23 protein-coding genes are annotated in these 22,065 nt (G+C 62.6%); 11 read left to right on the top strand and 12 right to left on the bottom strand.

The genetic code is table 11. From position 1 onward, the window contains the following. The first annotated feature begins 146 nt into the window (after positions 1–146). The 4 genes from cckA (at position 147) to AB7783_RS14165 (ending at position 5,743) form a co-directional block, all read left to right on the top strand. On the top strand, positions 147–2,720 hold the full coding sequence (gene cckA / locus AB7783_RS14180) for a cell cycle histidine kinase CckA (protein ID WP_093756614.1): 2,574 nt from the start codon (positions 147–149) through the stop codon (positions 2,718–2,720). Positions 2,721–2,935: 215 nt separating this feature from the next. Further along, positions 2,936–3,973, top strand: a complete 1,038-nt coding sequence (locus AB7783_RS14175; RefSeq protein ID WP_439060525.1) for a Tim44 domain-containing protein — start codon at positions 2,936–2,938, stop codon at positions 3,971–3,973. A gap of 211 nt (positions 3,974–4,184) precedes the next feature. Then, positions 4,185–4,853: a lectin gene (locus tag AB7783_RS14170; RefSeq protein WP_441279700.1), complete on the top strand. Its 669-nt coding sequence runs from the start codon at positions 4,185–4,187 to the stop codon at positions 4,851–4,853. Positions 4,854–5,035: 182 nt separating this feature from the next. Next, complete coding sequence (locus tag AB7783_RS14165) at positions 5,036–5,743, top strand: glutathione S-transferase (RefSeq protein WP_441277985.1); 708 nt, start codon at positions 5,036–5,038, stop codon at positions 5,741–5,743. Positions 5,744–5,767: 24 nt separating this feature from the next. Here AB7783_RS14165 and AB7783_RS14160 read toward each other — a convergent pair whose 3' ends face one another. From AB7783_RS14160 to AB7783_RS14150, 3 genes are all read right to left on the bottom strand, one after another. Then, the gene (locus AB7783_RS14160) at positions 5,768–6,442 is read right to left on the bottom strand and encodes a methyltransferase family protein (protein ID WP_441277984.1); all 675 of its coding nucleotides are present in this window, start codon (positions 6,440–6,442) and stop codon (positions 5,768–5,770) included. Positions 6,443–6,546: 104 nt separating this feature from the next. Further along, the gene (locus AB7783_RS14155; protein WP_165826873.1) at positions 6,547–6,717 is read right to left on the bottom strand and encodes a hypothetical protein; all 171 of its coding nucleotides are present in this window, start codon (positions 6,715–6,717) and stop codon (positions 6,547–6,549) included. A 156-nt stretch (positions 6,718–6,873) separates the two neighbouring features. Continuing rightward, positions 6,874–7,347, bottom strand: a complete 474-nt coding sequence (locus tag AB7783_RS14150) for a hypothetical protein (RefSeq protein WP_441277983.1) — start codon at positions 7,345–7,347, stop codon at positions 6,874–6,876. 200 nt (positions 7,348–7,547) lie between these two features. On the opposite strand from AB7783_RS14150, the gene AB7783_RS14145 reads away from it, so the two are divergent. Continuing rightward, positions 7,548–9,200 carry a fumarate hydratase gene (locus AB7783_RS14145; protein WP_441277982.1) on the top strand — a complete coding sequence of 551 codons (1,653 nt, stop codon included), beginning with the start codon at positions 7,548–7,550 and terminating at the stop codon, positions 9,198–9,200. Positions 9,201–9,315: 115 nt separating this feature from the next. After that, positions 9,316–9,990 carry a DUF429 domain-containing protein gene (locus AB7783_RS14140; RefSeq protein ID WP_439064479.1) on the top strand — a complete coding sequence of 225 codons (675 nt, stop codon included), beginning with the start codon at positions 9,316–9,318 and terminating at the stop codon, positions 9,988–9,990. 1 nt (position 9,991) lies between these two features. Here the strand turns inward: AB7783_RS14140 and AB7783_RS14135 are convergent, their stop codons facing one another. After that, complete coding sequence (locus AB7783_RS14135; RefSeq protein ID WP_441277981.1) at positions 9,992–10,981, bottom strand: SH3 domain-containing protein; 990 nt, start codon at positions 10,979–10,981, stop codon at positions 9,992–9,994. 400 nt (positions 10,982–11,381) lie between these two features. Here AB7783_RS14135 and AB7783_RS14130 point away from each other — a divergent pair, with 400 nt between their 5' ends. Beyond that, on the top strand, positions 11,382–12,083 hold the full coding sequence (locus AB7783_RS14130) for an Ig-like domain-containing protein (RefSeq protein ID WP_441277980.1): 702 nt from the start codon (positions 11,382–11,384) through the stop codon (positions 12,081–12,083). Here the strand turns inward: AB7783_RS14130 and AB7783_RS14125 are convergent. From AB7783_RS14125 to AB7783_RS14110, 4 genes are all read right to left on the bottom strand, one after another. After that, positions 12,080–12,652 carry an inner membrane-spanning protein YciB gene (locus AB7783_RS14125; protein WP_439059315.1) on the bottom strand — a complete coding sequence of 191 codons (573 nt, stop codon included), beginning with the start codon at positions 12,650–12,652 and terminating at the stop codon, positions 12,080–12,082. The genes AB7783_RS14130 and AB7783_RS14125 overlap by 4 nt on opposite strands. Positions 12,653–12,708: 56 nt before the next feature. Then, complete coding sequence (locus AB7783_RS14120) at positions 12,709–13,284, bottom strand: hypothetical protein (RefSeq protein WP_093756607.1); 576 nt, start codon at positions 13,282–13,284, stop codon at positions 12,709–12,711. A gap of 90 nt (positions 13,285–13,374) precedes the next feature. After that, positions 13,375–13,698 carry a hypothetical protein gene (locus AB7783_RS14115; RefSeq protein WP_115029860.1) on the bottom strand — a complete coding sequence of 108 codons (324 nt, stop codon included), beginning with the start codon at positions 13,696–13,698 and terminating at the stop codon, positions 13,375–13,377. 227 nt (positions 13,699–13,925) lie between these two features. Next, positions 13,926–15,329, bottom strand: coding sequence for a carotenoid oxygenase family protein (locus tag AB7783_RS14110; protein WP_441277979.1), 1,404 nt, complete (start codon positions 15,327–15,329; stop codon positions 13,926–13,928). 109 nt (positions 15,330–15,438) lie between these two features. Here AB7783_RS14110 and AB7783_RS14105 point away from each other — a divergent pair, with 109 nt between their 5' ends. Then, positions 15,439–16,173: a TetR/AcrR family transcriptional regulator gene (locus tag AB7783_RS14105; RefSeq protein WP_441279699.1), complete on the top strand. Its 735-nt coding sequence runs from the start codon at positions 15,439–15,441 to the stop codon at positions 16,171–16,173. 61 nt (positions 16,174–16,234) lie between these two features. Here the strand turns inward: AB7783_RS14105 and AB7783_RS14100 are convergent, their stop codons facing one another. Beyond that, on the bottom strand, positions 16,235–16,852 hold the full coding sequence (locus AB7783_RS14100; protein ID WP_441277978.1) for a hypothetical protein: 618 nt from the start codon (positions 16,850–16,852) through the stop codon (positions 16,235–16,237). Positions 16,853–17,000: 148 nt separating this feature from the next. Between AB7783_RS14100 and AB7783_RS14095 the strand changes: the two genes are divergently transcribed. Beyond that, positions 17,001–17,702, top strand: a complete 702-nt coding sequence (locus AB7783_RS14095) for an SET domain-containing protein (protein WP_441277977.1) — start codon at positions 17,001–17,003, stop codon at positions 17,700–17,702. Here the strand turns inward: AB7783_RS14095 and AB7783_RS14090 are convergent. Continuing rightward, positions 17,699–18,097: a hypothetical protein gene (locus AB7783_RS14090; protein WP_441277976.1), complete on the bottom strand. Its 399-nt coding sequence runs from the start codon at positions 18,095–18,097 to the stop codon at positions 17,699–17,701. The two genes, AB7783_RS14095 and AB7783_RS14090, sit on opposite strands and share 4 nt — an antisense overlap. Positions 18,098–18,213: 116 nt before the next feature. Between AB7783_RS14090 and AB7783_RS14085 the strand changes: the two genes are divergently transcribed. Both AB7783_RS14085 and AB7783_RS14080 read left to right on the top strand, forming a co-directional pair. Further along, positions 18,214–19,032, top strand: a complete 819-nt coding sequence (locus tag AB7783_RS14085) for a helix-turn-helix domain-containing protein (protein ID WP_441277975.1) — start codon at positions 18,214–18,216, stop codon at positions 19,030–19,032. A 63-nt stretch (positions 19,033–19,095) separates the two neighbouring features. Beyond that, positions 19,096–19,761 (top strand): DsbA family oxidoreductase, encoded by a 666-nt coding sequence (locus AB7783_RS14080; RefSeq protein ID WP_175366536.1) that lies wholly within the window; start codon positions 19,096–19,098, stop codon positions 19,759–19,761. Between the two features lie 8 nt (positions 19,762–19,769). Here AB7783_RS14080 and AB7783_RS14075 read toward each other — a convergent pair whose 3' ends face one another. Together AB7783_RS14075 and AB7783_RS14070 are read right to left on the bottom strand one after the other, a co-directional pair. After that, positions 19,770–20,714, bottom strand: coding sequence for a JmjC domain-containing protein (locus AB7783_RS14075; protein ID WP_441277974.1), 945 nt, complete (start codon positions 20,712–20,714; stop codon positions 19,770–19,772). Positions 20,715–20,731: 17 nt separating this feature from the next. Continuing rightward, positions 20,732–21,943, bottom strand: coding sequence for a GNAT family N-acetyltransferase (locus tag AB7783_RS14070; RefSeq protein ID WP_441279698.1), 1,212 nt, complete (start codon positions 21,941–21,943; stop codon positions 20,732–20,734). Positions 21,944–22,065: the final 122 nt, after the last annotated feature.

Raw genomic sequence — 22,065 nt, 5'->3', positions numbered from 1 at the left:
GGGCAAGGGGCCGGGAACGTGTTGCGAATCGGCGGATTGGAAGCGAATAGGCCGACGCGGCGCTTGCGTAAGGCCAGCCGATTGATGCACTCAGGAGGCGCGCAAACCCGCGCTGCCGCAACTGCCAACAGGCGACGAACCGTCCGATGACTGCCGAGACCGACCACGATCGCCAATCGATGACGGCGCAGAATCCGGTTCTGCACGAGCCGGCCCGGCGCAGCGGCAGCATCGTGCTGGTGCTGCTGATTGCCGCCGCGATCATCGCCTGCGCCGTGGCATTCATGACTCTCGGCCGCGCCCAGGCGCAGCCTTATATTCTGGGCCTGCTGGCGCTGCTGGCGATGGTCGGCCTGTTCGTGTTGTTCGCCTTTGCCGCCGGTATTGTCCGCTTTGCTGATCGCACATCCGACGATCCGATCATGCGCACCGTGGCCGATCACGCCTTTGACGGTATCGCGGTCACCGATGCGCGGGGCCATGTGGTCTATGCCAATGCTGCCTATCTCACATTGACCGGCGCGGCCTCCGCGCAGGATGCGCGGCCGGTCGAGCGCGTTTTCATCGGCAATCCCGACGTCTCCGAAGCCGTCTTCCGCCTGCTCAAGGCTGCCCGCGAGGGCAAGCGCCAGCAGGAGGAAGTCCGTGTCGCAGCGCCCGACGGCAGCCATGGCCGCTGGCTGCGGATGCGCGTGCGTCCACTGGGTGAAGGCAAGCGCGAAGCCAAATCCACGGTGTGGTCGGTGGCCGATATCTCCCGCGATCGCCAGCGTCAGGAAGACGTGTTCCAGGAATTGCAGCACGCCATCGAATATCTCGATCACGCGCCGTGCGGCTTCTTCTCGGTCAATCCAAAGGGCGAGCTGGTCTATGTCAACGCCACACTGGCGAACTGGCTCGATCACGATCTTGCCGAGATCGGCTCCGGCGGTCTGAAGCTCACGGACATCGTCTCTGGCGACGGCGCCTCGTTGCTGACGTCGATCGTGCCGATGCCCGGCGAGGTCAAAACCGAAGTCTTCGACATCGACCTGCGCATGCGCAACGGCAAGACCATGCCGGTGCGGCTCTATCATAAGCTCGCTTTCGGCGCCGATGGGGTGCCGGGTGCATCGCGCACCCTCGTGATCTCGCGCGCGCGCGACGAGCGCTCGGATCCGCAACGCGCCGCCGAAGTGCGCTTCATGCGCTTCTTCGACCATACGCCGATGGCGATTGCGACGGTGGACCGCGACGGCACCGTGGTGCGCGGCAATGCCCGCTTCGCCAAGCTGGCGCAAAGCCTGAACACGTCCGGCGCCGTCAACAAGTCGATCCTGGCCGCCGTCAGCGACCGCGACCGCAACCAGCTCGTCGCGGCCATCGGCCACGCCGCGCAGGGGCAGGGCGATATCCCGCCGGTGGAAGCGCTGCTGGAAGGTGCCAAGGAGCGCTGGGGACAGTTCTTCGTCACCGCTGTGGAGGAGAACGAGCGCGAGACCGAAGCGGCCATCGTCTACATGCTGGAGACCACCGAGCGCCGCACGCTCGAGAACCAGGTCAACCAGGCGCAGAAGATGGACACCATCGGCCAGCTGGCCGGCGGCATCGCGCACGATTTCAACAACGTGCTTTCCGCCATCATGATGGCCAACGACTTCCTGCTGAACGCGCACAAGCCGACCGATCCGTCGTTCCAGGACATCATGCAGATCAAGCAGAACGCGACGCGCGCGGCGACGCTGGTGCGCCAGCTGCTCGCATTCTCGCGCCGCCAGACGCTGCGCCCGACGGTGCTCAATCTTGGCGATGCGCTGTCCGATATCGATCTGCTGCTGAAGCGCCTGATCGGCGAGAAGGTCAAACTCGAAGTCGTGCACGGCCGCGATCTGTGGCCGGTGAAGGTCGACATCTCGCAATTTGAGCAGGTGATCGTGAATCTCGCGGTCAATGCGCGCGATGCGATGCCGGATGGCGGCGCGCTGACTGTGCGCACCGTCAATGTCTCGGCCGAGGAAGCTGGGCGTTTGTCCTACAAGGGCATGCCGCCGTCGGATTATGTGCGCATCGATGTCAGCGATACCGGCACTGGTATTCCCGCCGATATCGTGGAGAAGATCTTCGAGCCGTTCTTCTCCACCAAGGATGTCGGCAAGGGCACCGGCCTCGGCCTCTCCACGGTCTACGGCATCGTCAAGCAGACCGGCGGTTTCGTTTATGTCGACTCCGAGCCGGGCAAAGGCACCACGTTCCGCATCTTCCTGCCGCGCCATCATCAGGAAAAGGAAGTCGCTCCCGATCCGGCGATTGCGGCCGCCGTCGCCGCCAAGGAAGCCGCTGCCGACGCCAAGCCACGTGCGGATCTGACCGGGCAGGGCACCATCCTGCTGGTCGAGGACGAAGAGGGCCTGCGCGCGCTGAATGCCCGCGGTCTGCGCTCGCGCGGTTACACGGTGGTCGAAGCCGGCAACGGCGTCGAAGCGATGGAGCTGTTCGACGAGCAGAACGGCGCCATCGATCTCGTGGTCTCCGACGTGGTGATGCCGGAGATGGATGGACCGACGCTGCTGAAGGAGATGCGCGCCCGCAATGCGGATATTCGCATCATCTTCGTGTCAGGTTACGCCGAGGAAGCCTTCGAAAAGAGCCTGCCGGAAAACCAGCAATTCGCCTTCCTGGCCAAGCCGTTCGCCCTGAGCGCGCTGATCGCCAAAGTCAAGGAAACCATGGCGCCGAATTAACGGAGCGCCGCTGGCAATACCATCCTGCCTTCTAATGCGCATTCACCCCGCAATGCAGCATAAGTGTTTGAAAGCAAGATGACTCTTGCGCCAAAGGTTCAATGACGAGCCGCGACCGAGGGCCGCAGCGTTTACCCTCGAACGGTGCTTCCCTTTTAGGCTGGGGTAGCCATGTTAAGGGTGTTTTCCCCCTGCCGGGGATTGAGGGAATGACCATGACTTTCACGTTCAGCATGCGCGGCGTCGTCAAGACGATGGCCGTCGTCCTTTCGCTGGCGATGCCGCTCACAATTGCAATCTCCTCTGCCGACGCCCGCGTTGGCGGTGGCAGCAGCTCGGGCTCGCGCGGCAACCGCACGTTCTCGGCCCCGCCGAGCACGTCGACGGCGCCCAACGCGGCTCAGCCGTTCAACCGCACCATGCAACAGCCAGGTTCGCCCGGCATGAACAGCGCGACCACTGGCGCAGCCAGCAAGGGCGGTTTCTTCAACCGTCCGGGCATGGGCATGCTCGGCGGCCTCGCTGCCGGCTTCCTCGGTGCAGGCCTGCTCGGCATGCTGTTCGGCGGCGGTCTGTTCAGCGGCCTCGGCGGCATCTCCTCGATCATCGGCCTGCTGCTGCAGGTCGGCCTGATCATCATCGTCGTCCGCCTCGCGATGTCCTGGTGGCAGCGTCGCAACCAGACGGCGTCGGCCTATGCCGGTCCGGCCAACTCGGCCTATACCGGCCCGGCCAATGGTCCCGACCAGAACCAGGCACACATGAACCAGGCGCAGCAGGGTTATGGCGCACAGCCGACCCAGCGCAGTGGTCTCGGTGGCTTCGGTTTCGGCGGCTCGAACAATGACAAGCCGATCGAGATCGCACCGCAGGATTATGAAGCTTTCGAGAAGCTGCTCAGCGATGTGCAGGCTGCCTGGTCGAACGAAGATGTCGAGAAGCTCGGCAAGCTGTCGACGCCGGAAATGGTGTCGTACTTCGCCAAGGACCTCGCCGAGAACAAGGCTCGCAACGACATCAACAAGGTGTCGGATGTGAAGTTGCTGCAGGGCGACCTCGCGGAAGCCTGGCGCGAAGGCGACACCGACTATGCGAGCGTCGCGATGCGCTTCTCGCTGGTCGACAAGACGCTGGAGCGTGGCACCAATCGCTTGGTGGCTGGTAGCGAAACGCCGATCGAAGCGACCGAGATCTGGACGTTCGTGCGCCCGCGCGGCGCCCAGTGGGAACTGTCGGCGATCCAGCAGGCGTAAGCCTTGCGTCATCGAAATCGGACAAGCGCCGCGGATCATTCCGCGGCGCTTTTTGTTGGCCTCATGCGTGTGCATTACCAGGCGATGATCTCAATAAGAGAGCGGGAATAATCCGCCGGATGACGTGTTGGTCAGTTGCGTCCCATCGCGACTGGCGTTGCGTGGCTACAAAAACAAATTGGAGGAATCGATGCCCACTCTTCTCTCGACCATGACCCGTCTCGGCCTATGCGCCGGTGCTGTCGCCGTCTCGCTTGCAGCAACGTCGCCATCGTTCGCGCAGGGCGCGGACACCAGCTTCTTCGTCACCAGCAATGGCATCGGCAATGGCGGCAATCTCGGTGGCCTCGCCGGTGCTGACAATCATTGCCAGACGCTGGCGCAGGCTGCAGGCGCGGGCGCCAAGACCTGGCGCGCTTATCTCTCGACGCAGGCCGCCGACGGCAAGCCCGCAATCAATGCCAAGGACCGGATCGGCAACGGCCCATGGAAGAATGCCAAGGGCGTCGTCGTCGCCAAGGATGTCGCTGATCTGCATGGCGCCAGCAACAACCTCTCCAAGCAGACCTCACTCAGCGAAAAGGGCGAGGTGATCAATGGCCGCGGCGATACGCCGAATCGCCATGACGTGCTGACCGGCTCACAAGTCGATGGCACCGCCTTCGCCGCCGGCGAGGATCGCACCTGCAAGAACTGGACGAGCAGCACCCAGGGGGCCGCCATGGTCGGTCATATCGATCGTACGGGGCTGAACGAAGAACCGCCGTCCAAGTCATGGAACACCTCGCATCCGTCGCGCGGCCCCGATGGCGGCTGCTCGCAGAACGACCTGAAGAGCACCGGCGGCGACGGTCTGCTGTACTGCTTCGCCTCGAATTGAGTTCTGTTGCGGCAGACGAGCTGTAATACACTCCGCCATGGCCGGGCCTGTCCCGGCCATGGCGCGTTTTGCGGCGATAGCTGGACGACGGCGCGGAGTTCTCGCCGGACCGGCGCGGCGAACGAATTCCGCGGTGAGCAGTTACCCTGGCACCCCTGACGCGACATTTGGCGAGGTTCCGCATGCGATATGAGCTGTATTACTGGCCGACGATCCAGGGCCGCGGCGAATTCGTGCGCCTGGCGCTCGAAGATGCCGGCGGGGACTACCGAGATATGGCGCGCGGCAAGGGCGGCATGGCCGCAATGACGAGGATGCTCGACAGCAAGAAAGGCATTCCGCCATTCGCGCCGCCGTTCCTCAAGGCGGGCACTATGGTGATCGGCCAGACTGCCAACATCTTGTTCTACCTCGGCCCACGTCACGGTCTGGCGCCGAAGTTGGAAGCGGCGCGCCTGCAACTGCATGAACTGCAGCTTACGATTACCGATTTCATCGCCGAAGTGCACGACACCCATCACCCGATCGGCGTGTCGCTCTATTACGAGGACCAGAAAGGCCCGGCCAAAAAGCGCAGCGCTGAATTCCTGAAAGAGCGCGTGCCGAAATATCTCGGCTATTTCGAGCGGATATTAAAAGCCAGCGAAGGCGCCTATGTCACCGGCCGCAAGGCGACCTATGTCGATCTGTCCCTGTTCCAGATTGTTGAAGGATTGCGCTACGCATTTCCGAAACGCATGAAAAAATTCGAGCGGGAGATTCCAGGCCTGATCGATTTGCATAACCGCGTGGCGGTTCGACCGAACATCAAGGCCTATCTCGACAGCGACCGCCGCATTGCCTTCAACAAGGACGGCATCTTCCGGCACTACAAGGCGCTGGACAAATAGCGCCGTGCGGCTCGCGCGACGGGGTTACCAGAGTCCCGGACACAGACGATAGCGGACTCGCGTCGCATAGTCGGTGTAACCGGGGAGACCGTCCCGTAAGGTACGCTCTTCGGCCGTCGTGCGCCATGCGAACAGCACGGCCATGATCAGCGTCAGTGCGGCACTCCACCACGAGCCAAGCCAGAGGGATGTGCCGAGGAAAAACAGGATGGCGCCGCTATACATGGGATGACGCACGAGATGATACGGACCGGTATCGATGACGTGCTGGCCGCGGTCGCGTTGAAGCTTGATGACCGGTGCGGCGAAACTGTTTTCGCGCAGGACCCAGAATGAGATTGCCATTCCCGTGATTGCGAGTGCCGTACCCGCGACCTGGACGCCAACGGTCATTTGCGAAAGACCGAAGCGCTGATCCAGCCCCGCAACGATCAGCCAGACCAGTGCCACGGTAAAGAACGCCACCATGAAGACGCGGTCCGCTGTGGGCTGCCCCTGCTGTACGACGGGGCGCATGCGTTCTTCAAACAGCGCGGGATCGATCTGGATCAGCCACAGGCCGCCGCCAAGGCCGAGCAGGATCATGAAGAGCAGAAATGACCACGCCGCCGGCCATTGCCAGGTCCCGGCGGCGGTGAACAAAACGGCGCCGATCACGCCGAACCAGACCAGCGTACGTATCACGAGGCGAGCGATCATGTCGGGCCTCCTTCGGCCCGCATCCGATACCAGATTCGCGGCAGTGATGGGGCAGGCCTCGCGTCAACGCGACCGGCGGCTGGTCTCTGTCCGACGGTGCCGAGTTAAGCGAGCTGATCGATCCGGGTGCCCTGGCCGGGCGGCAGCGCTGCGCGCGGCGGGGGCGGCGCGGTGCGGCTGTCGTTGTCGTCGTTCTTCTTCGGCTCTGGCGGCTTCGCTTCGACTGGTGTCACCTGCGTGACCGGCGGTGCGCTGCTGACGCTTGAAACGCTCATTTCAAATTCCCTGTTTCCAACACTTGCAGTCGAACCATGGCGCATGCGCCAACAAGGACTTGGTAAATCAGGCGCTGCAATTTGCGGCAATCGGTGTGGATCGGAAACGGTGGTAAACGTGCCGTCCAGGACTTCACTACAATTGAAACGAAATACTCACTCGTCCTTGCCGCGGGAGATCGTGATGTTCGCCGATGTTTTGTTGCGGGTGCAGCGCAGGTCGAGCCGGCGATAGCGCAGCTTGACGTCGTCGCCGCGGAAAATCCCCATGCGGCCGAGACATCGCGTGGTGCCCTTCACCGTATCCGGTTTGGGGATCGTGAAGATGACGGCTGCCGCACTGGCGACGAGGTCCGTGAACGCCGGCGCTGGCTTGCGGGTCGCGGAGGCCGCATAGAGCTCGTTGCTGAAATTGCGACTAGCGCAGCCAAGCCGCAATTGCTTTGCCGCCGGATGCGACAGGTAGATCACATTGGCTGCGGTGCGCCCGACGCTGAGCCCGTCGATCTGGCTCTTGAGCTGCCGCGCGAGATCATCGCAGCGGTCGGCGCGGGCAGGCGAAGCGGCAAGGGTTATGGTGGCGAGCAGTACCACAGCCGAAAAAATGCCGCGCAGGCGGTGGATGGACATTCCAGATTCTCCTCAATCCCCGGTCGCACTGAAACGCGGGACGCCACTTTATGCAAGGCGCGGCGGGCGCAGCCGGTTACTGCTGGAACAGGGGGATTATCCCCGCGATTGCGGGCCTGTCCCCCTGTTTTGAACCCTTCAAAACTGTCCGGAAACCGCCTACAAGGGCCTCAAATCCCCTCCCTTTTTGAGGCCCCGCCATGAACGCTCCCGCCGCTTTCCCTGATCCGAAGCCCGTGCCGCCCTACAAGCACACCCCGCTGTTTCCGCTGGGCGCGGACACCACCCCCTACAAGAAGGTCACCACCGAGGGCGTGCGGGTCGAGAAAGTGCTGGGCAGGGACATGCTGGTGGTATCGCGGGATGCGCTGAAGGCGCTCTCGGAGGCCGCGTTCGGCGACATCAACCACTATCTGCGCCCCGGCCATCTGCAGCAGCTGCGCAACATCCTGGACGACAGCGAAGCCAGCCCGAATGACAAATTCGTGGCCTTCGACTTCCTCAAGAATGCGAACATCGCCGCCGGCGGCGTGCTGCCGATGTGCCAGGACACCGGCACCGCAATCATCATGGGCAAGAAGGGCTGCAACGTCATCACCGATGGCGACGATGAGGCGGCACTCAGCGAAGGCGCCCGCGATGCCTATCTGCGCCGCAACTTGCGCTACTCGCAGGTCGCCCCGCTGACCATGTATGAAGAGAAGAACACCGCCAACAACATGCCGGCACAGTGCGAGATCTATGCCGAGGGCGACGACGCCTACAAGTTCATGTTCATGGCCAAGGGCGGCGGCTCCGCCAACAAGAGTTTTCTGTTCCAGGCCACACCGTCGGTGCTGACCAAGGATCGTCTGCTCGCTTTCCTCAAAGAGAAGATCATGACGCTGGGCACCGCCGCGTGCCCGCCATATCACCTCGCCATCGTCATCGGCGGCACCTCCGCTGAGCTCTGCATGAAGACCGTGAAGCTCGCTTCCGCGCGTTACCTCGACGCGCTGCCGACCCAAGGCTCGCCGGACGGCAACGCCTTCCGCGATCTGGAGATGGAGCAGGAAATCCTCAAGATGACGCAGTCGTCCGGCGTCGGCGCGCAGTTCGGCGGCAAGTATTTCTGCCACGACGTTCGCGTCATCCGCCTGCCGCGCCACGGCGCGTCGCTGCCCATCGGGCTCGGCGTGTCGTGCTCGGCGGATCGCCAGGTGCTCGGCAAGATCACCAAAGACGGCGTCTATCTCGAAGAGCTCGAACATAACCCGGCGCAGTATCTGCCGCAGGTGGAGCAGGCGCTCGGCGGCGAGGTTGTGAAGATCGATCTCAATCAGCCGATGAAGGACATTCTGGCGACGCTGTCGAACTACCCAACCAAGACGCGCCTGTCGCTGACCGGCACCATGATCGTCGCGCGCGACTCGGCGCATGCCAAGCTGCGCGATCGCCTGGAGAAGGGCGAGCCGCTGCCGGATTACTTCAAGAACCACCCGGTCTATTACGCCGGCCCCGCCAAGACGCCCGAAGGCTATGCCTCCGGCGCCTTCGGCCCGACCACGGCCGGCCGCATGGATTCCTTCGTCGATCAGTTCCAGGCCGCCGGCGGCTCCATGGTGATGGTTGCCAAGGGCAACCGCGCCGTCGCCGTGCGCGAAGCCTGCAAGAAGCATGGCGGCTTCTATCTCGGCTCGATCGGCGGCTCGGCGGCCAACCTCGCCGAACACTGCATCAAGAAGGTCGAGGTGGTCGAATATCCCGAACTTGGCATGGAAGCGATCTGGCGCATCGACGTCGTGGATTTCCCGGCCTTCATCATTATCGATGACAAGGGCAACGACTTCTTCAAGGAATTGAACCTCGGTTGATGCTGCGACCTCTTGGCGTCATTGCGAGCGCAGCGAAGCAATCCAGAAAGCTACAAGCGAAGACTGGATTGCTTCGTCGCAAGATGCTCCTCGCAATGACGGCTGAGAGGATGTCGTGACCTTCATTGGCCTCGATGGTTTCAATCAGGGCTGGGTCGCCGTCACACTCGACGGCGACCGGCGCTCCATCTATTTTATCAGCGATATCTCCTGGCTTGCGACGCAGCGCTTTGCCCGTGCGGCGATCGATATTCCCATCGGCCTTGGCGATGACGGCGTGCGGAGCTGCGATCAGCTCGCCCGCAAGAAGCTCAGCCCCCACGGTTCGCGCGTATTCTCCGGCGGACGTCGCTGGCTGTGGCAGGACTTCACCGATCCCGACCTCGCCAACGCGCAGGCCGAGAGGCGCGGGCAGAAGAAAGTCTCGCGCCAGCTCTGGCATCTCGGACCGAAGATCATGGAGGTCGACGGCTTCGTGCGGGAACAGCGCGATCTCGATATCCGCGAAGCCCATCCCGAACTTGTCTTTCTCCGCCTGAACGACAATCAACCGCTGCCGTCCAAACACACTGAGGAGGGGCTGGCGCTCCGCCGTCATCTGTTGCTGGCGAATGGCTTCAGCGACCTTGACGACTGGCTCACTGCCAGGCGCACGCGCACCGGCGCAAAGCGGGATGATGTGCTCGATGCGTGCGCGGTGGCGCTGGCCGCGCGCGATTGCGTGGGCTGTCTGCCGGAAGGCAATGCACCGCGCGATGCGCTGGGCGTGCCACAGCAAATCTGGTTCTAGCTCAACTGCAATTCGTCACCTGGCTCGAGCATAGCCGTCGCCACCAGCCGCGGACGCCGTCGTGGCTTTCCACCAGCGCCCAGAAGCCGCTGCAGGCGAGAACGCGCTTGGGGCCGCCATCGGCACTGATCTCGCTGCCACCTTCGCCTTTGGCCGCTGTCCATTGCGCGTCCACATGCGGCGCCTGGAACAGTCCGCCCATCCGCGTGTCGCCATTCGCATATTGCGCGCCGACCTTGCTGGCCGCGACCCAGCCGCGGCCGCCATAGGGCTTTGGATGATTGCGCGGATAGCTGCTCTCGTCCTCATATCCCTTGCCGGGCGGCGTTGCGCCTTCGATCAGGAACCAGCCATCCTTGAAGCCGATGATCGAAAATTCCGTCAGCCACCCACCATCGGGGACATTCTCGCCTTTGCTCTTGAATTTGTAGGGCGGCGGCAGCGTGCCAAGCACCTTGGCCTTCGTCGATGGCCCGGCGCGCACGTTCAATCCGTTGGGATCGCGGTCGGTCGACCAGCCATGGACATCGCAGGGAACGGCGCCATCCGGCAGCGTGCCGCGCGTCTTCAGCAATTCAGTGTGGAGTTCGCGATATTCGCCATCGTCACGTGCGGCGCTCAGTACACGCGGGATGTTGCTGTTCAGCGTGACGTCACGCGGGCGCAGCTCGGCTGACAGGGCGGTCAGCTTGCCGTCGCTGCGCGCGAGTTTTGCGATCAGCATCTCACCGGCATCGAATGCGCTTGCCGCTGTCTTGGGATCGTTAGCACCGGCTGGATAGGTCGCGACATATCCGACCGGCGCTTGCGGATCGGACATGTCGACATGAAACGCCTGACCGGCCACGCGGTCCGGCGGCACGAAGGCACGGGCGCTCGCAAACCACTCCGGTGTCTCCTGCGATAGCAGCTCCGGCGGCGGCGTCACGGGTTGCGCAAAGGCGGTGCCGGAGGTGATGAGGCCGGCGATCAGGATGGCGATTCGGGTCATGGTTTTGTGTCGCGGCGCCAGCGATTTGGTTCGACAAAACGCGACTCAGGCTTGCAGCGACCCCGCTGAATTTCGGTCTGCGCGCGGGACTCGATTCTCCGGTGACTCGCAAGGATGCGGAGGAAAAAGAAAAGCGGTGACGACTCAGGCGGCGCTGTTCCAATAGCGATCAGACTGCAGACGAATTTGAGGCCGCGCCATGTTGGATGCTCTGAAGCTGAATGCGACGGTGGTGACGTTGTTGGCCGCGGCCAGCGCGGTCAACGGAATCATGTTTTATCAGTATCTGTGACGAATTGTTCACATCGGCATGCGGCCTCTCCGCATCCGGTTTTTTGTGTTTGAACCTTTTCGCCGGCCACGCGCCTCATCCCAGGGGTGGCAAACCGGAGTGTAACAGGTGAACAATTTTCATCTGGTCGTCGTCACTGCAGTTATGCTCGCAAGTTCGGCCGCGGCCCGCGCCCAATCCATCATTCACTCCGAACTGACCCGGACCACTTTGGTGGCATCCATCGATGTGGCCGGTCGCACGACACTGACGGCGTCCGTGACCAGTGAACGCGGTGGGGGCGTCCCGGGCGGCATCGTCCGCTTTGTCGATGAGACGACGCTCATGGTGCTTGGCTGGGTCGATGTGGCTCATCCGTCGCTGGTGGTCCAGCGACTGCCGCCGGGTCCGCATCGCTTCCGTGCGGATTATATGGGGACGTCCAACTATCTGCCTGTCGTGGTGCAGCCGAGCCAATCCGCGGTGGTGGAGGAAACCATACGCGTCACGCCGGCGGTGGCGCTGTCGTCGTCCGAGAATCCTTGTCCGTCTGGAGCGGTGGTCACGTTGACGGCCGCGATTGCCGGCGGTGTTGGCATTCCGAAAGGTGCCGTCACCTTTCGCGATGGCGAGCAGGTTCTTGCGACCCATGTCGGCCTCGATCGCGCCGGCACGGCGTCGTTCACCACCTCGGCGCTGGCGGATGGCACGCGCTGGATCACGGCTGAATATGAGGGCGACACGGTTCATGCGCCCGCGGCATCGCCGCCGCTGACGGTGGATGTCGGAGTAGCCCGTTTGCGAAGCTCGCTGTTGCGTACGAGCGACTAGGCGCCCATCTGCGGCGCCGTCGCTGCAGCTGCGCGAAGCTTGCGGCCGACGATCACCCGGAACACGACATACTGGATCGCGAAGGCCAGCACCTTGGCGCCAATGGCCACGACCGACACATAGAACGCCCACAGTTTCATATCGCCGGTCATGGCCACAGCGACGACACCGGCGCCAAGCGCGAACATCAGCGCAGCCCAGGCATAGCCCGCAACGGTCACATATTCAGGGATCGTCTCGCTGACGATGGGTGGCAGGTAGCGCAGCATCCAGCCCTTGCGCAGCATGATCGCGCCGATGGCGAAATGTCCAATGCTGGGCTTGGCCAGCACGAAGCGCGGATCCTTGGTCAGCAGCGTCGCGCCGCCGAGGACGACAACCAGCGCGAGACTGGCATAGGTCATTACGTCGAGCCTCGAGCCCTTGACGCGGGCATAGACGAACTGTGCGACGGCACCCGCAATCGCCACGCAGGTTGCCAGCAGGACGTCACCGGTGACGAGGTAGAGCACCAGGAAGACGATGGTGGAGAAGAAATCCTGGCCAAGTTTGGCGAATACGTCCTTCATCGCAGTGCTCCCAATGCAGTCGAGATGGTCAGGCGTCGATTTGCAGGCGAAGTGGATCAGGGCTTCAGCGGTTCAGCCGGTTTCACTGCACCATATTTCGCGCGACGATACTGTGGGTACCATTTGGTGAAGGCAACGGCAGAGTTGCGAGCGGCAAAAGCCACCGCAAAGCCGATCCATAGCGGCAGCGAGGGCATGTAAATGATCAACATATCCGCCACCAGCATCAGCACAAATGCGCCGGCCCAGGCCCAGGTGAGGATGTAGTTCGCCTTCATGAAGCCGGGCAGCTTCGAGGTTTCGGCGTCGACCATCTCGCGAGCATATTGCAGCGTGAAGGGCAGCCGGATCGCCAGCGACAGCAGCACGATTGAGAGCAGGCCGACATCGACGGCGAGGCGGACGGCCACCGCGCTCCAATTGCCGTCGACCAGCGTGATGTAGCAGCCGAGCGCGCTGAAAATCAGCACCGAGCCTGCTGCAAGCATCTTCAGCGAGCCGCCGCGGATCACGTCCCAGACCACGATGCCGAGCGACAGCGCGGCTGCGGCGAAGAGGCTGATCGCGACCGATGACACCATCATCAGGATGGCGAAAGCACCGAACGGGGCGATGATGAGAAAGGAAGCCATGGCGTTTCCAGTTCGGGCTATCTTGACGTTGTGAAGATGAGTTGCAGGCTCGCCTACGAGGTCGTCGTGTAGCTGCTCATTATCCTGCGATCATATGTCTTGTTGTGAGAGCGGGCAGACATTGCCGACCGGCGTGAAAACGTCATGAGAGGCCGAGGCGGCCGCGCCGGATGGTTCGATACCGACGAGCGTGGTCCCGGTCACAACCAGCACGAGGGCCAGGCTGCCCCAGCTTGCTGTCCGGGTCATCATGTCCGGCCTGCGATATGCGGTTCGTGCGAGAACGAACTGCGTAGCAGCGCTTGCGATGGCGACGGCAGTCGCGATCAGCACGTCTCCTGCGACCGCAAAGGTCGTGAAAAAGGCGATGGTGGAAAGGAAGCCGATGGCCAGCTTGGCGAGGACGTTGATCATGGCGTGGTTCCGCGCGCTTGTTGTCGAATGAGTACTTTGTCGTTGTGCTTCAGGAGGCGATGGCAGCCGCGCCGATCATGAGAAAGGACGCCACGCTGTTTTCCTGTCGCTCCATCTTTACGTTGTCAAGATTTCTTCTAGGCCTTGCCCGCGGGCTCGTCAACAAAAATCTTTACACTGTCAAAATTATGTGAGGCGAGATCTTTAACTGTCATTGGATCAATGGTTTAGAAGGAATTAACCCAGTTGCCGTGAAAGCCTGCTGGTACCCGGTGACCGAGCTGGACGAGAGCGATCGGCCCCGCGGCGACATCGGTGGCATTGAACACTGCCAGATCGCTGCGGTTCTGCCGGGCGCGCCACACCACCGCAAGCAGCCAACCATCGCCTTCGGCTGCATCCTTGCCGCGCGCGACGAAGACCGGCTCCGAAATGCTGTCGCCGAGCGGCAGCATGTATTGCGCCAGCCGCGCGCCTCCGCGTCCAACATGCACGAGGCCTGAAAATGCGCTGCTGGCTCCCGGCGCCGGATTATCGCAGGCGTACCAGCCTTGCGTACTCACAAGGCCCGAACGCCGTTCGTCGATGCGCGGGAATTCGCCGGTGACGTCGTCGAGATAGGTGCGGGTGAAGCGATCAGTATTGGCTGCCAGATCGAAGGTCCAGCGACACAGCCGGGCATTGGATTTCGCAGGATCTGTCGGCCAGCCGTCGGGATGCGTGAACAGCGGCGCTTCCTCGGACTGCATGACGTCGGCGATGATGCGGTCGCCTTCCTCCCACGCATTCATCACATGGAAGACGTAGCAGGCTTCGGCGCGAAACCACTTGATATCATCCGCACTGCCGCCGCGCTTCATCACGCCGACATAAGAGCCCTTGTCCGGCTCCCACGCATAGGGCGGACGACCAGACCGGGCGCGATCCATGCTGCCGGTGATGGGCAGGATCGGAAACAGCAGGTGGTTCTCGGTGACGATGAAGTCATGCACCATGCTGGCATAGGGCGCATCGAAACGTTCGAAGCGCGTGACGATGCCCGATGAATCGATTGCGCCGAACGAGATCGTCGGACTAAAGATTCCCCGGGCATTGTAGCCGAAGAAGGTCATCTCTCCGGTAACGGGATCGATCTTCGGATGCGCGGTGAACGGCCCGCCAATGCGCCCGCTATAGTTCTGATAGCCGAGCGTCTTCAGCGTGCCCGGTTCGATCTCGGTTGGCGCATGGCCTTCCTCCAGCGCGAGCAGGCGGCCGGCATGAAAGACGATGTTGGTATTGGCCGCGCCTGAGTCATTGCCAAGTGAAGCGGGGGCATCCGGCATTTTCTGGCCGAAGCCGCGATAGAGCGCGCGGCCGGCATCGTGCTCAGCGAGAAATTTCGGCGTGTGGATCCAGCGATTGCGATAGCTCGCGCGGCCGTTCTCGATGTGAAAGGCATGCAGCATGCCGTCACCGACAAACCAGTGCGAGCCCTTGGTTTCGAATTGAGGATTGGGGCCATTACGGTAGAGCGTGCCATTGAGCTCACGTGGCAGTTCGCCGACGACTGTCAGGAATGGCGCGTCGCACTCCATCGGGATCGGCGCAAGATTGTCATGAGCAGCCTCGATCGGGTCCAGCAGCGCCATCGTCGTCTCCCATGCTGTTATCTTTACGTTGTCTAGATTGCTAGATGTGAGCGGTCAGCCCGTCAAGCAAAATCTTTACAGTGTAAAAATGACGACCTATAACATGACCATGACGAAGCAGACCAAGATCGCGAAACCGCGCGCCGTTCCGCAAGACCGCCGCAAGAAGGTCGCAGGAATTTCGCAAGCCAAGGGCGCGCCCAAAAAAACCGCCGGCGCCGAATCTCCCTATCATCACGGGGACTTGCACGGCGCGCTGCTGAAAGCCGCGGAGATCGTGCTGGAGCGCGATGGACTATCTGGCCTGACGCTGCGCGCCGTCGCCCGCGAAGCCGGCGTATCGCATGCGGCTCCGACGCATCACTTCGGCGATCTCACTGGCCTCGTCAGCGAACTCGCTGCTATCGGCTTTCGCAACTTCAACGCCGCAATGACTGCGGCCGGTGCGAGCGGCACGACGCCGCTCGAAAGCGCGCTCGCCCGTGCCAAGGCTTATCTCGCTTATGCACGTGCGCAGCCCGGCATGTATCAACTGATGTTCCGCACCGAGCGGCTCGACATGACCCGGCCGAATCTGCGCGAGGCAGCCAATGCATCCTTCGCCGGTCTTGCCAGCGTGGTCGGCGCACATCATCCGGGCAACGTCGCCACCGATGCGCTGACCATCGAGCAAGCCGCGCAGATCGCACGGACATGGTCGCTGGTGCATGGTTTCACCATGCTGACCCTCGATGGCCGGCTCACTGATATCCTGCGCCGCTTGCCTGATGGCACCGACGCAGAGAAGCTGTTCGTCGAGATGCTGAAGATCACCGTCGCCAGGGCGATGGAGACGCCGAAGTAGCGAAACTCTTCGCCCACGGCCAGCCGATGCGGTAGCGCTATCGCAAAATCAACAAGACCGCCTAGCGCGATGTCATCGCCAGTGCCGTGGCGCGGCCGTCGGTGCCGATCACGCTGACCTTGTCCGTCTTGCAATCGAAGCCGCGGGCGAGTTCGTCAGCGGCTTTGCGGGCCAGCTCGTTGGCCTCCGGATTGGCCGTCACGTCGATATAGGCGACATGGCACACGGCGCCCGGCGGCAACCGCGTGACCACCAGCATCTGTTTGGATTTTGGCCGGCCATTTTTCTCGGGATCGTCGTTGTCGGCGATGTGCCAGCGCTGGATCATCGCGAATGGTTTGCCGCCAATGACGCGCCATTCGATCGTGTTGGTGGTGGAGTTGAACGGACCGAAGCCTTGCGATGCCGCCGGCTCCTTGTCAGCGGCGCTGGCGCTGCGTCCGACCGTGATGGTCTCGCGCAGGTCGTCCTCGTTCTTCACCACGACGAGACCAGCTGGGCCGCGGCAAGTCCGTTCCGCGGCGTAGTCATCGCCATCGATTTTGAGGTTGGACGCTTTGCGGCAGTCGTTGTCGGTCGTCGACGTGTAGACGCTGCCGATAGTGTTGGCCGCGGCGAGCGAGGGCGCGCCGAGCAGGATCGTCAGTGTGGCGACAGCGAGGGCGGGCAGGCGGGGCATTTCAGGGCATCCAGCACGGGAAAGGTGCTGCTTTGACGTTCACAAGCTGGGGAAGGTTCAACCGAAGCAGCTGACAGGGCTGGTTGAATCGCGCTAGACAGCTTGGTCAGCCTTCATTTTGTCTCCAGCAGCGTCAGTTCCTCATCCCATGCCCGCCTCGACTTCCGCTAAGCCATATCGCATCGGCCGTTCCAAAACCGGTCTCGGTCTTTTCGCCACCCAGCCGATCAAGAAGGGCGTCAAGATCGTCCAATACTTCGGGCCCCTGCTGGATTCGAAGAACGAGAAGCACGACGCGATCGAGAACAAGTATCTGTTCCAGATCAGCAAGCGCTGGACCGTCGATGGTTCGATCCGCAAGAACATCGCGCGCTATATCAACCACGCCTGCAAGCCGAACGCTGAGTCCGACGTCAATGCGGCGAAGAAGAAGATCATCATCCGCTCGATCAAGAAGATCGAGCCGGGCGAAGAGATCAACTACGATTACGGCACGGAGTATTTCAAGGAATACCTGAAGCCGATCGGCTGCAAGTGCGATTCCTGCGAGAAGAAGCGCAAGAAGAAGCGCGCCGAGGCACGTGCCGAGAAGCTCAAGGCCAAGGAGAAGGCCGAGCGCAAGGCGCTGAAGAAGGAAGAAAAGGCGAAGGCCAAGAGGGCCAAAGATAAGGCCAAGAAGGCCAAGTCTTCGGGCAAAGCGGCTTCGGGCAAAGCCGAAACGACCAAGGCCGCCGCGGAGAAGACCTCCGCAGCGACCAAGGCCAAGTCTGTTAAGGCCAAGTCGGCTAAATCCAGGTCGGCCAAGGCTAGCAAGGCAAAGGCCGGCAAGGTCAGGAGCAAGGCGGCTTAAGCTGCCTGTACCGCTGCGCTCCGGCGCAGCCCGATATATTGCAGCTCCGCAAACACACCGACTGCGATCGCCTGCGCGGCCACGAAGATCTGGCCGAGCAGGTTCGGCGTCACCGCGCCCGAAAACAGCAGGCCGATGCTGCCCAGAGTCCACAGCGCATTGCCGATGATGATCACCAGCACCAGCAGCTTCGGCATGGTCGCGCGGGTGCCGAGCCAGCCGACCAGCGCCGCATAGGCGATCAGAAACAGGCCGGATTCCAGCAGCAGTGCTTCAGGCAGATGCAGTAGGGGCGCCAGCAGGCCCGTGGCAAAGGTCAGCAGCAGCGCCGTGGCGCCGCTAACGATGGCGTCGATCTGGATGGCGCGGCGGAGCAGGAGAGAGGGATTGATCATGGTCGTTGTCCTTCGGTTGGTCGTTGTGGATGTCCCGACCATGACGGCGCGGCGGAGCCAAATCGATTACCTGTGAGGTCATGGAAGCTGCGAAATTCGCGTGTTAGCTTTTTGCCATGAACACACAGCTTGCAGCGTCCTCCGCAACATCCCGGCCCGCCGGGATCGGCCATCATTTGCGCGAATGGCGGCAGCGCCGCCGCCTGAGCCAGCTGGATCTGGCCGGCGATGCCGAGATTTCCACGCGTCATCTGAGTTTCCTGGAGACCGGCCGCGCCTCGCCCTCGCGCGAGATGGTGTTGCGGCTGGCCGAGCGGCTCGACGTGCCGCTGCGCGAGCGCAATGTCTTGCTGGTGGCTGCTGGCTTCGCACCGGCCTTTCCGCAGCGGGCGCTGGACGATCCCGCGCTGAATTCAGCGCGACAGGCCATTGACCTCGTGCTGAAGGCCCATGAGCCCAATCCGGCGCTGGCGGTCGATCGGCACTGGAATCTGGTCGCGGCCAACCGAATGGTGATGCCGCTGCTGGAAGGCATCGCGCCGCGCTTGCTCGGGCAGCCCTTCAACGTGCTGCGGCTGAGCTTTCATCCGGAGGCGTTGGCCTCGCGCACTGTCAATCTCGGCGAATGGTGCGCGCATCTGCTGGAACGTCTGCATCGACAATGCGAGGCGACCGCCGATCCGGAACTGATCAAATTGTATCAGGAATTAAAGACCTATCCGGTGCCGGCGCGGTCGGCGCCGATCGTGGCTGACAGCGTCGTGGTGCCATTCCGCATGAAGCTCGGCGACGATGTGCTGAGCTTCATGTCGACGACCATGACCTTCGGTACGCCGCTGGATATCACCCTGTCGGAAATCGCCATCGAGACGTTCTTTCCGGCGGATGACGTCACGGCGAACAGGCTCCGGGAGATCGCTTCAAACGGGAACTAACGGCCTTGTCCGCGATGTCCACGACGCCTATTTGTGGGCGGAACAAATACAGGGAGCCCGCCCATGAGCACCATCAAGCCGCTTCAGATCGATATCGTCTCCGACGTCGTGTGCCCGTGGTGCTATATCGGCAAGCGCCGCATCGAGAATGCGCTGGCGTTGGTCCCCGACGTGCCGGTGCATGTCAATTGGCGGCCGTTCTTCCTTAATCCGTGGATCCCGCGCGAGGGCATCGATCGCTCGACCTATCTGGAGACCAAATTCGGTTCGGTCGAAGCCTACAAAGGCATTGCCGGCCGTGTCGTCGATGCGGCCGAGCAGGAGGGCCTGACCTACCGGCCGGACAGCGTGAAGCGCCAGCCGAACACCATCGATTGCCACCGGCTGATCCATTGGGCCGAAGCCTCCGGCAAGTCGGCCGAGGTCAAGCAGCGTCTGATGGAATTGTATTTCCGCGACGGCGGCGACCTCACCCAAAGCGAGACGCTGGTCCAGGCGGCGGCCGATGTCGGACTCGATGCGGACGATATCCGCAAGCGCCTTGCCACCGACGAGGATGTCGAACTGATTTCCGGCAACGCCAAGGAAGCCGCGGACAAAGGCATCTCCGGCGTGCCGACTTTCGTGTTCGCCGGAAAATATGCGGTGTCCGGTGCGCAGGATGCCGAAAAACTTGCGCGTGCGATCCGTCAGGTCTCGGCGGAAGTGAACGCCGAGGCGGCGGAGTAGGGCGCGCCTTACGCGCCCTTCAAATAATAATTCGCCTTCTTGCCGAGCGCGATGCGGCGCAGCAGTTTGCGCATGGCCAGTGAGCTACGCAGCGGTTTGATCGCCGTGGTCACCGTCCGGTAGAAGGCGAGCTTCAACGTGTCCAGCATCGGCTGCTGTCCCGGCGGCTTCTGCGGGAAGCCAAGGCCGCGCAGCATCGAGTTGAAGAAGTGCAGGTCGTTGACGCGGCGCACTTCCTTGGTCTTCCAGGTGATCGCCATCGAGATCGAGAACGAGCCGGCGGTGCGCACCCAGTGTGGCCACTGATAGGGCACGTAGCAGCCATCGCCATCGAACATGTGAAACTCGACGGCGCGCGGTGCGAAACTGTCGTCGAATTTGAGATTGCGATGCTTGGTCATCGAGCGTTCGATCTCGTCGTCGGAAACGATGGCGCGGTCGCTGTTGTCATAGATCGTGAAAAACTTTTCGCCATGGATCTGGACGAAGAAATTATCCTCGCTGTCGAGATGGAACGGCGTGGTCGAATTCGGCGACGACACGAACAGGAAGCCTTCGAGCTGTTCGAAACCGGCATCGAGCAGGCTGTTGAAGCCGCGGGCGCGCGCCACCGACAGCAACGTGTCTTCGAGCAGTTGGCGATACTCCGGCGAGTTCTCGATCCGCTTCAGCACCATCCAGGCACCGGCAGTTTCGATACGATTGACCACCTCAACGGGATCGAGATCCACCGACGGGATCGCGTCGGGATCCTGGCTGATCGCGACCTTTCCCGAATTGTATTCGATGAGATCGCGCGGCAGTTCGGATGCGAGCTGTGCGATACGCTGCAGCGTCAGCAGCGGATGTCCGGCGAGCTTGTGCTTGATGGCGAACGGCTTCAGCGGAAAATCGTTCTTGAGCGATTGATTGGCGGCCGAGATCACCGGCGCGACGTCAGTAGCTGCGTTCATGGTTGAACCCCTGATATCTAGCGGAGGCGGTTGCGGAGGGAGCGGGCCACGCGTCGCAGTGGCTCGCGGATGGAGCGACGCAAGGTCAATGCGCCGTGGATCAGCGATACCAGCGGATCGTGCTTGCGCAGCGGAATCAGCACGTCGCCGATGGCAAGGCGGCCGCGCCAGATCGGGTCGATCATCGGGTGACCGGCATTGGCCGTGGAGTCGGCACTTGCAATCACGGGATCGGCGCAGAGATGCCGCGTCACGTCGAGCGTGAGCTGCACACCAGGGGACAGTTTGGCGAAGCGCTCGTCGACGCCGAGCTTGAAGTAGAAGGCACGATCGAGATGCCTGAGCAGCACGCCGGAAGCGACCGGTGTGTCGCCGGCGCGCAGCGTGACGATCTCGCATTGGCCGTGTTCGGCGAGCGCCTTGGTGGCGCTGCGGATGAAGGCATTGTCGCCGGCATCCTGCATCAGGGCGGTGCCGCGCTTGCCTTTCCAGCCGCTCGCTTCCAGCGTCAGGAATGTGTCGATGGTCGCAGCGATCTCCGCCGGCGTGCGCGCAATGTGGAACGTCACCGCGCCATGCTCGGCGAGACGATTGCGCTGGCGGCGCAGTTCTTTCAGCTTCTTCGCGCCGAGCGCATCGCGCAGTAGGTCATCGGCATCGCGCGTGGCATCGAGGCAGGCGCGGGCGTGCGATTGCAGGATACGCGGCGCCAGGTCCTGCATGGCGAGCGACTTGCGGATCGTCTGCATTGCGGCGCCGTCGAGCGAGACGTTCTCGAGGATCAGCGCATGCGCGCCAGCCTTGCGGGCCTGTTCCAGCAGGCGCGTGACGGCGTCCGGCGCCATGTCGCGATCGAGTAGCGGCGTCGAGAGGGTGCCATAGGGATCGGCACTCACCAGTGCCGGGAGCGGAATGCGATAGGCGCGCCGCGCGGTGATCACCGGCAGCAGCCCGATCAAGCGGGGCGTTCCGGTGTCGCTCGCCCAGGCGCTGAGCGCGGCGACATCGGTGCGGCCGCGCGCGGATGCATTGACGGCCAGTTCCCAGTCAGCGAGGTAATAGCCGTTCGGCTCGACGGCCTGCTGCGCGAGCGCGCGCCATGGCTCGGGCGCGATTGCTGCGAGCGGCGCAAGCGCATCGGGCGCAGACGCTGGGCGGTTCGCCGCGGTCATCCCGGCGCCCGTTGCTCTGCTGCCATGCATGCCGGCTGGGTTTGCAATGTCGACCACGTCCCCGATCCCCGTCGCAAGGAAGGCGGCGCAGGCCGCTTCTCCATTGCTGTCTGCGGAGACTAGGCGAAACATTCCAAGATCCAGTTTTTCCGGACACGAAATTTGACGGGAATGTGCAA

The organism is Tardiphaga sp. 172_B4_N1_3, assembly GCF_052076035.1.
GTDB lineage: Bacteria > Pseudomonadota > Alphaproteobacteria > Rhizobiales > Xanthobacteraceae > Tardiphaga > Tardiphaga robiniae.
Note: the sequence above shows the minus strand (reverse complement) of the source record. Positions and strands in the feature narration are given on the sequence as shown.